This is a genomic window from Streptomyces sp. NPDC002490 (genome assembly GCF_040296045.1).
Lineage (GTDB): Bacteria > Actinomycetota > Actinomycetes > Streptomycetales > Streptomycetaceae > Streptomyces.
In genome coordinates this window covers 1-12,306 of the sequence record NZ_JBEOWM010000090.1, presented here as the reverse complement: position 1 = coordinate 12,306, position 12,306 = coordinate 1, and the positions used below count along the sequence as shown (strand labels likewise).

The window sequence follows — 12,306 nt, the reverse complement described above, 5'->3', positions numbered from 1 at the left end:
GGGCCCCCCGGGCGCGCCTTCGTCCCGCGCCGTGTCGCCGGCCCGGGACGAAGGCGCGCCGTTCCGTCAGAAGAGCAGTTCCCCGGCGGGATAGCCGTTGCCGATCTTGGCGCGGGGAGCGTAGCCGCCCCGACCGTCACCCCGGTACGACCACAGGTCACCCGCCGCGTCCCGACCGACGAGGTCGGCCCTGCCGTCACGGTTCAGATCACCCGGGGCGAGGAGGGCAGTGTAGGTCTGCCAGCCGTGGCCGATCTTGGCGCGGGGAGCGTAGCCACCCTGACCGTCACCCCGGTACAACCACAGGTCTCCCGCCGCGTCCCGACCGATCAGATCGGACCTCCGATCACCGGTGAAGTCACCCGGGGCGAGGAGGGCGGTGTAGGCGTCCCAGCCGTGGCCGATCTTGGTCCGGGGACCGTGGCCACCCTGACCGTCACCCCGGTACAACCACAGGTCACCCGCCGCGTCCCGACCGATCAGATCGGACCTCCCGTCACCGGTGAAGTCACCCGGTGACAGCAGGTCGTCCACGGTCTGCCACCCGTCGCTCACCCGCACCCGGGTGGAGCCCGAGTAGGTACCGGTGCCGGGGTGGGCCGGGTAGCGCCAGAGGACCCCGCCCGTGTCGACGGCGAGCAGGGCCGTGCCCTCACGGGCCACGATCCGCATGCCGCTCCAGCCCGTGCCGGTCTTGCAGGCGCCCGCGATCGAGCCGTCCGCGCGGCCCTCGTAGCGGAAGAGTGCTCCGGTGGCGTCCCGGCGGAGGACCGCGCCCCCGTCGGCGGCCGGCCCGCAGTCGGACCAGTGCGCGGCGCCCCGGACCGGGCGGTGGTCGGAGACCCGGGGGTCCTGGGGCAGGACTTCCGCCTTGGCGCCCTTGAAGTGGTGGGCGGAGAGGAACAGGTAGTCGATCTTCGTCGAGCCGAAGGTCGGTTCGCCGCTGCGGCAGCGGGCACGGCCGTCGGTGCGGCAGGGGTCGGCGACGAAGTGGTCGCGGTCGGTCTCGTCGGCTTCGACGAAGTCGCCCTGCCCGCCGTCGTTGATGCCGGGCTCGTAGAAGGAGGAGGCCATCTTGGAGCGTGGCGAACCGTTGAAGTCACCACCGAGGACGACCGGCGTTCCGGCGTCGATCCACTGCCGGGCCTGGGCGGCGAGCAGGGCTGCCTCCCGCTCGCGCAGGACGGCGTCGCTCCAGTAGAGGTGGACCGAGCAGGCCCAGTTGGCCCGGCTCTGGGTGTAGGACTTGACGCAGGGAACCTTGATCGGCTCCGTCTCGCCGCCGACGGTCAGGTCGAGTTCGCGGGTCTCGGTGATGCTCCCCTTGACGAGGATCGCCACGCCGTAGTCGGCGCCACCGCACACGTTCGCACGTCCCGAGAGGGTCGTGGTGAACAGTCCGTGGAATCCCCTGGACTGGAGTCGGGTGCGGATCGCGTCGTACTGGGGCCGGCACACTTCCTGGAGGTGGAGCTGGTCGGCGTTCCAGGTGGCGCCCGATGCCTCGGCGACCACGGTGTCGATGCGGCGCTGGTTGTCGTAGCCCTTGGCATCGGTGCACATGTTGCCGCAGATGTTGTAGCTGACGAAGCGGACCGGTGGGGCGTCGGGGCCGGCCACGCTGTCCGCCCGGGCGGCGGGGGCGAGGAGGAGGGAACCGGTGAGGGCGAGGGCGAGGGGAACCAGCCCCGCCCAGCGGGAGGCGATGCGTCTCATGGCTGCTCCGGAGAGGTCAAGGGACGGACGGGGACTACCAGTTCACGCCGATCTGGACGCGGCTGCCGCCCGTGAAGCCCGGGCCCGAGTAGCGGTAGAGGCGGTCGGTCGTCGGGTCGACGGCGAGGAGGTCGGGGACGTTGTCGCCGGTGATGTCGCCGACGCCGGTCAGGTTGGTCATGGTCTGCCAACCGTTGCCGATCTGCACCCGGGTGCCACCGTTGTAGTGCGGACCCGAATAGCGGTACAGGTTCCCGTTGAGGGTGTGCACGGCCACGAGGTCCGCGATGCCGTCACCGGTCAGGTCACCCGTCCCCACGATCGTGGAGTACATGTTCCAGCCGTTGCCGATCTTCGTCCGCGCCGCACCCCCCGCGAAGTTCGGACCCGCGTACCGGTACAGATCACCCGTCGCCTTCTCCACCGCGATCACGTCCGGCTGACCGTCACCCGTCAGATCCCCCACCGGCGTCACATTCGTCATCGAGTCCCAATTGACCCCGATCTTCACCCGACCACCACCCGCATAACCCGGACCCGCGTACCGGTACAGATCACCGCTCGTGGCGTCCACCGCGATGACGTCCGCGACGCCGTCACCGGTCAGATCGCCCGTCCCCACGATGTCGCTCATGCCGTTCCAGCCGTAGCCCAGCTTCTGGCGTGCGGCGCCGCCGGTGAAGTTCGGCCCCGCGTAGCGGAAGAGGTCGCCGGTGGCCTTCTCCACGGCGACGATGTCGGGCCGGCCGTCGCCGGTCAGGTCCCCGACCGGCGTGAGGTGCGCCATCTTGGACTGCGGCCGCGGGGGTTCGGCGGGGTACGGGTCGGCGTCGTCGCTGCCGAGCCCCGCCCGGGGGCCGCAGGTGGGCCAGGCGCCCTCGCCCTGGGTGGCGAGGACCTTCTCGGCGATGCGGATCTGCTGCTCCTTGGTCGCCTGGTGCGCGTAGGCGGCGTACTGGTTCCCTCCGAAGGCGTTCCAGGTGGACTTGGAGAACTGGAGTCCTCCGTAGTAGCCGTTGCCGGTGTTGATGCTCCAGTTCCCGCCGGACTCGCACTGCGCGACCTTGTCCCAGGTGGCGACGGACGCCGCCGCGGCGGGAAGGGCGGACGTCAGGGGCAGCAGCAGGGCGGCGAGCGGGACGGCGACCAGCGATGCCAGGAGGGACTTCGTGCGCGGACGTGCGGACATGCGGGCACCTCGGTTCGATGACGGGTGAGGGGCGGGGCACTCGCGTCGGCGGCGCCTGCTCGGCGCCGCCGACATCGGGCGTGCTACCACTTGACGCCGATCTGCACCGCGCTGCTGCCGGCGAAGCCCGGCCCCGAGTAGCGGTACAGCTTCTGGGAGGCGGCGTTGACGGCGAGGAGGTCGGGGACGTTGTCGCCGGTGATGTCGCCGACGCCGGTCAGGTTGGTCATGGTCTGCCAACCGTTGCCGATCTGGACCCGGGTGCCACCGTTGTAGTGCGGACCCGAGTACCGGTACAGGTTCCCGTTGGTGGCATGGATGGCCACGATGTCGGCGACGCCGTCACCGGTCAGGTCACCCGTCCCCACGATCGTGGAGTACACGTTCCAGCCGTTGCCGATCTTCGTCCGCGCCGCACCCCCCGCGAAGTTCGGACCCGCGTACCGGTACAGATCACCCGTCGCCTTCTCCACCGCGATCACGTCCGGCTGACCGTCACCCGTCAGATCCCCCACCGGCGTCACATTCGTCATCGAGTCCCAATTGACCCCGATCTTCACCCGACCACCACCCGCATAACCCGGACCCGCGTACCGGTACAGATCACCGCTCGTGGCGTCCACCGCGATGACGTCCGCGACGCCGTCACCGGTCAGATCGCCCGTCCCCACGATGTCGCTGATCGAGTCCCACCCGTGGCCGATCTTCGTACGGGCGGTGCCGCCGGTGTAGTTCGGTCCGGAGTAGCGGTAGAGGTCGCCGTTGGACGTCTGGACCGCGATGACGTCGCTGATGCCGTCCCCGGTCAGGTCGCCGACTCCGGTGACGTGCGTCATCCCCTTGTCCGGCACGGTCACCGGACTGTCGGTGACCTTGTTGTAGCGGTAGGGCTCGAAGCCCTTCTGGACGAGGTAGCTCCGCGAGTACGTCATGGGGCGGGCGACGGTGTCGGGCCTGGCGTGTTCGATGATCTTGGCGCTGGTGCGGGTGCCGTCGGTCCAGCCGACGAAGAGCATCACGTGGGAGCTGACGTCGTTCAGCGCGTCGCCGGGCTGGAGGTTGTCCAGACCTGCCAACTTGGAGGAGTAGTTGGGGAGCGTCGAGGTGACCGCGCTGGTGGGCAGGTGCCAGGCCATGGACACCAGGCCCGAGCAGTCCGTCCGGTAGGTGCGGCCCTGCGGGTCGCGGTGGTAGGCGGTCTGGCTGTACGGGACCCGCTGGTCCACCCAGTACTGGGCGCGCTGGAGTATCTCGGTGCGGCTGATCGCCCCGCCGACGCTCGACGCGGTGGCGGTGACCGCCGCGGCGGCGGGCCCCCGGTCGGGTGCGGCGTGGGCCGGGGCGAGACCTCCGAGGAGGAGGCCGCCCAGCGTGGCGGCTGCGAGCACCGGACGCAAGGAGGCCAGGGAACGCATTGAGGGCATGGGCACGTCAAAGCTCCGATCGTTTGACGACACGGCCGAAAGGAAGGAGAGAGGGAAACCCGGAGGGGCGGGAGCGCTCCCGAACCCCGTGATCACACGCTAGAGCCCCGCAAGTCCCGCGAGTTGACGTGGGGTGCCGGGCTCCTTGACGTTGCGTGCGCCCCGACCGGAGCGGGACGTGCGGAGTTCGCGGGGCGACAGCCCGTAGACGTCACGGAAGGTCCGACTGAAGACGGCGGGGCTCGTGAAGCCCCAGCGTTCGGCGACCGCGCGGACGGAGCGGTGGTCCTGGGCGGGGTCGGCCAGATCGGCGTGGGCGCGCTCCAGGCGCCGCCGGCGTATCGAGGCGGCCACGGTCTCGCCGCAGTCCCGGAAGAGGTGGTGGAGCATGCGCAGCGAGATGTGGTGATGGGCGGCGATGGCCCGGGGGGTGAGGTCGGAGTCGGGGAGGTGGCGGTCGATGAAGGAGTCGATCCGCTCCAGCAGCACCTGGTTGCGGGTCCGCGCGGGGAGCGCCTCGAAGGCGTCGAGCTGTTGGGCGAGGAGCCCGGAGGCGAGGTCGAGCAGCGGCCTCTCCAGCAACGCCAGCTCCTGCGGGGTGCACTCGGAGCCGAGGGCCTCCAGCGAGGCGAGGAACCGTCGCAGGACCGCGCCGATCCCCCGACGGGCACAGATGCGGCTGCCGAGCGCGGCGTCGAGCCGGTCGGCGGGCAGTCTGATCAGGTCGCGTGGTATGTGCAGCAGCGACATCACCGGTTCGGCGCCGGGGTTGCCGGCGGTGTAGGGGTGCGAGGTGTCGAAGAAGACCATGTCCCCCGCCTCGACCCTGGTGTCGTTGCGGGCTTGGGAGATCCCCTTCGCCCCGTGCGTGATCAGCGCCAGGATGTAGTGCTCCGGATCGCTCTGGCGGATCATCCGCCGGGTGCGCCAGGCCCGGTGGTCCGCGTGGACGTGCTTCGACAGTTCGATCCGCCCGAGCCCCAGCACCCCGGCCCGCGCACGGAACGTCGCCCGGTCCGCCACCAGCAAGCGGTGGGGAGCCACCGTGCGGGACACCACGTCGTGGTACCAGTCCGCCCGGTCAGCTGCCGGCACCTCATCAGTCGACATCCAGAGCCACACAACGATCCCCTCCGGTCCTCAACAGAGCGAAAGCGAAAGGCTTCACCGCCGGGAGCATCTCCCGCACGTCCGCTGCCGAAAGACCGCCGGGCAGGCACCTTTACGCCTCGCTCGGGCCGGGGGACCGCCCCTTCCCCTCCACCTCCTCGACCTCCCCGCGCGGGAGGCCCGCCCGCGCCGGGCACCGGGGGACGTCGACCGCGCCCGAGGGGGGTCGTCCAGCCGGTCGAGGGGGTCCAGCGCGGCCGAGGGAGGGGCTCGCATGATCGTGAATCAGCCATCAACCGTCTTGGCGAAGCCTTAGTCATGTGCTCAAGGCAACCTCGGCCTCTCCTTTGCTATCTTCACGGTGGCCGGCGGTATGTATACGTACACGGGGGACGGTATGGAAACACGGCCATCGGTTCAGCTCGTCGATCGTGAGCACGAACTGAACATCTTAGCCGATCTGTTGAAGGACGCTGCGGAAGGACGAAGCAGTATTGCACTGATGACCGGACCCACCGGCAGCGGAAAGACCCAACTGATGCAGACGTTCTGCAAACGGGCGGAGGAGCACCACGCGACGGTGCTCACCGCGGTGGCCTCTCCGGCGGAACGCTCAATTCCGTTGGGTGTGATGGATCAGCTCTTCCGGAGCGAGGCGCTACCGCGGGAGTTCAGGCACCGGGTCGGCGAGTTGCTGACGGAGGAACTGTCCACGAGTCGGGTGCGTGACCCGATCCTGGCGAACCAACCCAGCATCGCGGTGGCCCACGGGCTCCGGTCCGTCCTGTTGGAACTGGGCAGGCGCGGCCCCGTCGTCATGAGCATCGACGACCTCCAGTTCGCGGACGGCCCGTCCCTCCAGATGCTGTTGTTCCTGCAACGCAGGACGAAGGCGTCGCGGACGCTCCTCCTGCTCGCCGAGGCGCCCACGATCCGGTCGCCCCACCCGGTCTTCCACGCCGAGTTGTTCCGGCAGCCGAACTGCCACAAGATCCGCCTGGAGATGTTCACCCGGGTGAGCACGCACGCCATGATCAGGGGCAGGCTCGGCCCGGCCAAGGCGATGGAGCTCACCGATGCGTACCACGAGGCGTCGGGGGGCAGTCCGCTCTTCCTCTCCGCGCTGCTGGACGACCACGAGGCGGCCCACCGCACCCTCACCGGCTTCCACCGGAGCGAACCGGCCGTCCCCGACGAGGCGTTCCGCAACGCGTTGACCGGCTGCCTGTTCCTGGCCGGCCCCGCGGTCCTCGAAGTCGCCTGCACGGTGGCCGCGATGGAGGCCGAGGGCACGTCCCCGGCCTCCATCGCCCACATCCTCGGGAGGAACACCGCCACCGTCGAGCACGCCATCGCCACGCTCACCGCCACGGGTGTGCTGCGTTCCGGCAGGTTCCGCCACCCCGCCGCCCGCACCGCGGTCCTGGAGCAGGTTCCCCCGGACCGTCGGCACGAACTCCACCTGCGGGTCGCCACCGTGCTCCAGAACGAGGGCGCACCGCCCGTGGCGGTCGCCGAGCAGCTCGTCGCGGCGAACAGGGCGCCCGAAGGCTGGATGATCAACGTCCTGAGGGAGGCGGCCCGCACCGAGTTGGCCGCGGGCCGGACCGAGACGGCGGGCGAGTACCTCAAGCTGGCCCTGACGTACGGCACGGACGGTCGTCAGCTCGGCGCGCTCATCGCGGACCGCATGCGCCTCGACTGGCGGACCTCCCCGCTGCGCGCGATGCGGCACACCCCGTGGCTCAAGGACGCGATGCGGCGCGGGCACCTGTCGGGACAGGACTCCGCCCTGCTGGTCCGCAGTCTGCTGTGGCACGGACGGTACGCCGAGGCACGCGAGTCGCTGACGCTGTGGGAGGAGGACGAGGCGAGAAGCCACGGCTTCCCCTCGGAGGAACTGTCGACCTTCAACCGCTGGGTCGGGTACACGCACCCCTCGCTGGTCGCCGCTCCGGAAGCCGCCCCGGCGCCCGGGACGTGGGCCGAGGGCAGGCAGCGGGCGGGCGGGACGCCGGTCCTGGGGGCGCGGGCCTGCGTCAGACCGGTGCGCTCGTCCGGGCGGAAGGCGATCAACGAGTTGGCCAGGCTCCTCGCCCAGGGCCCCGACGACGACACGCTGACGACCACCGAGGGCGTCCTGCACAGCGTCGGGCTGGGTGACGGCACCTTCGAGTCCCTGCACGCGGCGCTGCTCGCGCTGCTCTGCGCGGACCACCCCGACAAGGCGGCCGCCTGGTCGGAGGAGTTGCTGAAGGTCGCGGCGCAGCACGGTGCGACGTGCTGGCAGGCCGTGTTCGCGGCGGTGCGCGCGGAGGCCGCACTGCGCCAGGGAGACATGACGACGGCCGTCCGGCACGGGGAGGCGGCCCTGGCCCAACTCTCCCCGACCGGCTGGGGCGTGGCGCTCGGCAGTCCGCTGGCGACCCTGATCCTGGCCCACACCCACCTGGGGCAGTACGAGCAGGCGGCGCAGTACGTGCGGCTGCCCGTGCCGGACGTGCTCTTCGACTCGCGGTACGGACTGCACTACCTCCACGCACGCGGGCAGTTCCACCTGTCGCGGAACAGGCCCGGCGCGGCCCTGGCCGACTTCGAGAGCTGCGGGCGCCTGATGGAGGAGTGGGGCATCGACCTGCCGTCGCTCGTCCCGTGGCGCGGGGGTGCGGCCGAGGCGCTGTTGACGCTCGGTCACGGCAGCAGAGCCCGGCTCCTCGTGGAGGAGCAGTTGAGACATCCCGGCAACAACCTTCCCCGTGCCCGGGGCGCCTCGTTGCGCATCCTGGCCGCGGCCTCGGACCCGTCGGACCGCCCGACCCTCCTCCACCAGGCGGTCCGGCTGCTCCATCCGGACGTGGGAAGGTTCGAGTTGGCCCGGACGATGGCCGACCTCGCCGACGCCTACCGGGAGTCGGGTGATCCGGTGCAGGCCCGGACGATGGCCGACCGGGCCGCCGGGATGCTGCGGTCGTGCCGTGTGGCCACGGAGTGGGAACAGCCGTCAGCGGTGCCGGGCCCGGTGCATCCGCCGGAACCCGAACCGGTTCCGGTCGAGGAGGGGCCGGACGGCGCCGAACTGCTGACGGACGCGGAGCGACGGGTCGCCGAACTCGCCGCCGTGGGGGCGACCAACCGCGCGATAGGGCGCAAGCTCTACATCACGACCAGCACCGTGGAGCAGCACCTGACACGGGTCTACCGCAAGTTGAACGTCAGCCGGAGGGGCGACCTGGCGCTGCGACTCAACATCGTCCCGGCCGGAGCCGAGTCCGCCTGACCCCCGGCACCCGCCCCGACGGGGCCTACGGCTCGTAGCTCCACTCCAGGAAGCGCTCGATCTCGTCAGCGGCGCGCAACGCGCCTCCCGCGTTGCGCGCCCAGCGCTGTCCCTCCCGCACGGACCGGGCGATCCCGGGATCGGCCACCAGGGCGGTGACCACGTCGGCGAGCGTGTCGAGTGCGGCGCGGTCCGGGGACACCTTCGCGCCCAGGTCCAACTCGACGACCCGGTCCGCCACCGCACGCTGCCGGTGCGACGTCGGCACGGCGACCGGTGCGGTGTTGAAGTAGAGGGACTCCATCACGCTGTGCAGGTCCGAGTGGCAGACGAACACGGCCGCCCTACGCAACACCGTGGCCCACGGCACGTGGTCGTGGAGTTCGACGTTGAGGGGCGGGCCGTCGGCCGCGAAAAGGCTTTCCGCTACACCGTTCGGTGTGAGCACCACCACATGGAGCGGCTTCTCGGCAAGGGCGGACACACAGGCCCGGAGGGATTCACGTCCCCCCTCGATGAGTTCGGGGTCGAGTGCGAGGAACACCACGGGAAGGTCGGTGGACGGCGGAATCCACTGGTCGATCACCCCGCACTCGGGCGTACAGGTTCCGACGAACGCGACGCTGCCGTCAAAGAGCTCCCCGTCCGTCTGGAATTCCCTGGGCAGCAAAGCAATCGAAAGGGGCTCGGGTTTCGTGTAGAAGTTGCTCGGCGCCCCGCCCGCCATTCCTCCCGGAGTGAGGAAACGGTAGAGGCGCTCCCTGATGTGGCCGGGCAGTCTCCTGGCGCAGGAGCCGTCGTCGACATCGGTGGACTCCAGGGAGGCCCCGGCCTCGGCGGCATCCTGGGCCCGGTGCGCGAACGACGGCAGTATCTGGACCGCGGGCCTGCTCCAACGGCAGGTCAGGAATCGGGCGGTGGCGTGCACCGACGTCTCGTAGAGCACCAGGTCGGGCGGGTCGTCGTCACGGAACGCGGCATCGACCTCCTCGGCCCAGTCGAGGGCGTCCGCGACCAACCGGGCGTCTGCCGAGCCGCAGTCCTCGGGGTTCGCGTCCACTCCGAGGGTGGGACAGGAGTCGTGGACGAGGACGTCGACACCGGTGGCGGCGGCGGACGGGGCGAACTCCCGGGTGGTGACGTAGGTCATCCGATGGCCGCGGCGTCGCAGTTCCCGCACGATCGGCAGCACCGAGCGGGTCTGCGACTCGGCCGGTGCGTTGAGGACGACGATGCGGTAGCGCGCCGCAGGGCGCTCGTCAGCGAGGAGGACGGACGGTGCGGCCCGACCCCTCCGGGGCGCCGACGTCCGCGAGCGCTGACGGACGGACGCCGGTTCACGGCTTTTCTGGAAGGCCGACAGCTCACGCAAGAGGGATCGCATCCTGTGTCCGGGCGCCGGGCACACCACGCGCAAGGCGCTGTACGAGTACGGCCGTCCGACCCGACCGACCCCACTGAAGGTTCCGACCGAATCGAATCCGCCACATTATTCCGTGCACATTCATCACGCTGAAGAACCAAGCGATCGGCGATGCGACCAATATTGAACGGACAAATGCAAGACTGCCATGAAACGGGAGACGTTCCCCCAACCGATCCCGCCCACTGTAAACGATCGTCATCGACATGACAAAGCCCCTGCACCCCCTAAGGGTTCGCATTGCCGATTTCGCGCCACACCCATTGGACCATGTGACCGAATTCCGGCGGGCATGCGCGAGGCCCCGGTGCGCGAGTATGCGACACCGGGGCCTGCATTTCGGACGACCTTTTCCCGCCGGGGCGCGGGGCTTCCGGTCAGGGCGTGTTGTTCACCCCGAAGGAGCGCATCCACGTCTCGACGGCCTCGGCGGTGGACCGGGCCGACTCCTCCAACAGCGTGAAGTGGTTGCCGGGGACCTCGCGCAGGGTGTGCGGAGCCGGCCAGGAGGAACGCCAACCTCCGTCGTCGACTCCGGTGCCGGCCGCGGGGTCACCGGGGCCCCCTCGCCCGTCACCACCGGCGAGCCCGTCGACGAAGGACTCCGCCGGCCTGACGAACAGGACCGGCGCCTCCACCTCTTCGGGCACGCACCGCCTCATCAGGGCGCTGTACCGGCCCATGGCCGACAACCTGGTCGTGGAGAACGTCCCGAAGTGGTTCTCCCGCGCCATCATTCCGTCGAGCATGCTCGCCCACAGCCCTTCGGTGGCGCCGGTGGACGGCCCGTCGCTCCCGTCGAGGGGGAGGTACGTGTCGAGCAGCACGATCCCCGCGGGTGTCGACCCCTCGCGTTCCAGACGGGTGGCGGTCGCGTGCGCGAACTGACCGCCGGAGGAGTACCCGACCAGCGCGAACGACCGGTCACCCGCCAACTCCCGCACGCTCCGGGCGAAGTGGTCGACGACCGCGTCCACGGAATCCGGCAACGGTTCCCCGTCCACGAAGCCGGGCGGGGTGACGACGTGGACCTCCCGCACGTCCCGGAAGCCGGCCGCCAGCCGGGCGTACTGCTGGGCACCGGCGAGCGCCATCGGGGACGGGAAGCAGATCAGCAGGGGTCCCGCGGGGCCCGTGGCCAGCCGCACCGGTGGGCAGCGGTCTCCGAGTCCGACGGCGGACCCGAAGGAGGGGCGCAGCTCCGCCACAGCCCCCAGCAGGGCTGTTCCCTCGACCATCCTGCCCTCGCGCACGGCGGCACGGAACAGTTCGCTGACCGTCTCCGGCGTACCGCTCGACTCGACCACGGCAGGGGCGACGGAGACCCGGTCGGCGTCGCCACCGGCCGGCGGTGCGGTGGCCAGGTACGCGGCGAGACGGGCCGGCGTACCGAGGTCGAAGACGGCGGAGGCGGGGAGTTCGAGACCGGTGGCACGCCGGAGTTGCCCGCGCAGTTCCGTCGCGGAGAGCGAGTCCACACCCACGTCGAGGAAACCGCGTTCCGGATCGAGCTCACCGGCGGAGTCACGGCCGAGCACCACGGCCGTGTGCTCCAGCACGACCTCGGTCAGCAGCTTCTCCCGCTCCGGCTGGCCGAGTTCGTGGAGCCGGGCGCGGAGCCCGTCGCCCGCCCCGTCGCCCTGACTCCCGTCGGCTCCCGCCGGCTCCGTCCTGTCCGCCATGACCCCGCCGAAGAGCGCGGGCGACGTGATCCAGTAGCGACGGTGCTGGAAGGGGTACGTCGGCAGGTCGACCGCGCGGGCGGCGCCACCGTACAGGGCCGACCAGTCCACCCCCGCCCCGGCCGCGTACAGCAGCCCCACTCCGGTGAGGAGGGCGGTGGATTCGTCACGCCGTCCGCGCATCAGGGGCACCACGGTGATCCGCTCGGCGCCCTCGGGGCCCAGGGCCGGCCGGACGAGTGCGGAGAGCACCGCGTCGGGCCCGATCTCGACGTACCGGGTGACGCCCCGCGCCGCGAGGGTGTGGACGGCCTCGGTGAAGTGGACGGTTTCGTGGATGTGGGTGACCCAGTACTCCGGGGTGGCCAGTTCGGCGGGGTCGGCGTGCGCGCCGGTGACGGTGGAGACGAAGGGGAGGGTGGGTTCGTTGTAGTGGAGGGTGTGGGCGAGTTGGGTGAACTCGTCGAGCATGGGGTTCATGAGGG

The 12,306-nt window shown here is 70.7% G+C and carries 7 protein-coding genes; 1 reads left to right on the top strand and 6 read right to left on the bottom strand.

The features are described from left to right. Positions 1 to 66 precede the first annotated feature (66 nt). The 4 genes from ABT092_RS30165 to ABT092_RS30150 all read right to left on the bottom strand — a co-directional run bounded on the left by ABT092_RS30165 (position 67) and on the right by ABT092_RS30150 (position 5,424). On the bottom strand, positions 67 to 1,716 hold the full coding sequence (locus ABT092_RS30165; RefSeq protein WP_351249555.1) for an FG-GAP-like repeat-containing protein: 1,650 nt from the start codon (positions 1,714 to 1,716) through the stop codon (positions 67 to 69). Between the two features lie 34 nt (positions 1,717 to 1,750). Beyond that, complete coding sequence (locus tag ABT092_RS30160) at positions 1,751 to 2,905, bottom strand: transglycosylase family protein (RefSeq protein ID WP_351249553.1); 1,155 nt, start codon at positions 2,903 to 2,905, stop codon at positions 1,751 to 1,753. An 83-nt stretch (positions 2,906 to 2,988) separates the two neighbouring features. Continuing rightward, positions 2,989 to 4,329: an FG-GAP repeat domain-containing protein gene (locus tag ABT092_RS30155; RefSeq protein WP_351249557.1), complete on the bottom strand. Its 1,341-nt coding sequence runs from the start codon at positions 4,327 to 4,329 to the stop codon at positions 2,989 to 2,991. Between the two features lie 99 nt (positions 4,330 to 4,428). Beyond that, positions 4,429 to 5,424: an AraC-like ligand-binding domain-containing protein gene (locus tag ABT092_RS30150; protein ID WP_351249551.1), complete on the bottom strand. Its 996-nt coding sequence runs from the start codon at positions 5,422 to 5,424 to the stop codon at positions 4,429 to 4,431. Positions 5,425 to 5,812: 388 nt separating this feature from the next. On the opposite strand from ABT092_RS30150, the gene ABT092_RS30145 reads away from it, so the two are divergent. After that, positions 5,813 to 8,716 (top strand): helix-turn-helix transcriptional regulator, encoded by a 2,904-nt coding sequence (locus ABT092_RS30145; protein ID WP_351249549.1) that lies wholly within the window; start codon positions 5,813 to 5,815, stop codon positions 8,714 to 8,716. Between the two features lie 25 nt (positions 8,717 to 8,741). Here the strand turns inward: ABT092_RS30145 and ABT092_RS30140 are convergent, their stop codons facing one another. Together ABT092_RS30140 and ABT092_RS30135 are read right to left on the bottom strand one after the other, a co-directional pair. Next, on the bottom strand, positions 8,742 to 10,088 hold the full coding sequence (locus tag ABT092_RS30140) for a glycosyltransferase (protein ID WP_351249547.1): 1,347 nt from the start codon (positions 10,086 to 10,088) through the stop codon (positions 8,742 to 8,744). 428 nt (positions 10,089 to 10,516) lie between these two features. Further along, positions 10,517 to 12,306 (bottom strand): thioesterase domain-containing protein (locus tag ABT092_RS30135; RefSeq protein ID WP_351249545.1); only part of this gene is annotated, 1,790 nt, incomplete at its 5' end.